Source organism: Flavobacterium columnare NBRC 100251 = ATCC 23463 (assembly GCF_002530675.1).
GTDB lineage: Bacteria > Bacteroidota > Bacteroidia > Flavobacteriales > Flavobacteriaceae > Flavobacterium > Flavobacterium columnare.
Genome location: NZ_PCMX01000007.1, coordinates 1 through 1,109, shown reverse-complemented (window position 1 = coordinate 1,109; position 1,109 = coordinate 1). Strand labels below are relative to the sequence as shown.

Here is a 1,109-nt window from a genome sequence, read left to right as displayed (position 1 = left end):
GCCATAGCTTTTAGAAAAAAGTTTATAACTCAATTGAACAACTTCAAATAGACCTTGACCTTTGGCTGATAGAATACAATCAAAACAGACCCCATTCTGGTAAGTTTTGTTATGGACAAACTCCTTTAAAAACTTTTTTAGATACCAAATATTTGGCAGATGAAAAAAACTTGAATAAATTACATCAGAATCATTTTTTTCTTTCATCTGAAAAAGCCCCCAAGGGAATTGAAAAAACAAACAATCTGACAAACTTAATTTAACTTACAACTGTCAGGTAAAGTAGTGGCTATTACATCTAAAGTGACTTCTAAAGGCTTTTATTTTAGCATTAAAAGATTCAGCAGCTGCATTAGTACTTCTATTATCAAAGTAGTTTAGTATTGATTGATAATTGAGTGTTATTGTATTTAGAACAATGTTGAAGTTTTTAAATCCTGATTCTTTTACTGTTCTATATCAATGGGCTAATTTTAACATTGCAACATTTTTATCGTTATTGGTGTTGTAGATATTTCTTAATTGTTGAGATAAATGGTATGCTGTTTTTATCTCTGGATATAGTTCAAATAGAATTTCAGCTCTTTCTTGTTGGTTTATCGTCCATTTTTGGCGAGATTTATAGAGTAAATACCTGTGTCTAGCTAATAATTGCTTTGGGGAATCACCATTGGGTAAAATTTGTGGAATATGTGTTTTGTTTTCTGATTTTGCTTTTATTATGGCTTGATTTTCCATATCTATAGCTTTTCATCGGTATTTGATTCTGATTTCTTGTAAGGCTTCTAAGGCTCGTTTTTGGACATGGAATCTATCGGTTACTTGTATTGCTTTTGGAAAACATTTTTTAGCTATCAATTTCATAGTATTGGCCATATCTAATGTTGTTTCTTTGACACAATTTCTTTTTTCAGGATCAATTTTACGGATAAGTTCTATGACTTGATCATCCTTTGTTTCAGCAATAATAGCTACTAAGGAACTTTTTTTACCTTTGAATTTTTTGTTGGTTACAATAGTGTAAAGTTTCCCCTGAGACAAAGCTACTTCATCAATTGATAGATGTGTCCCCATATTTTGGGGATAAACAATCCATTGATGCGCGTGTT

The 1,109-nt window shown here is 30.9% G+C and carries 2 pseudogenes; one reads left to right on the top strand and one right to left on the bottom strand.

The annotated features are described in order from the left end of the window. Nucleotides 1-14 precede the first annotated feature (14 nt). A pseudogene (locus tag B0A78_RS14800) lies at nt 15-263 on the top strand (IS481 family transposase); the annotation flags it as partial. A gap of 10 nt (nt 264-273) precedes the next feature. Here the strand turns inward: B0A78_RS14800 and B0A78_RS14795 are convergent. Continuing rightward, nucleotides 274-1,074, bottom strand: a pseudogene (locus tag B0A78_RS14795) (ISAon1 family transposase). Between the last annotated feature and the right edge of the window lie 35 nt (nt 1,075-1,109).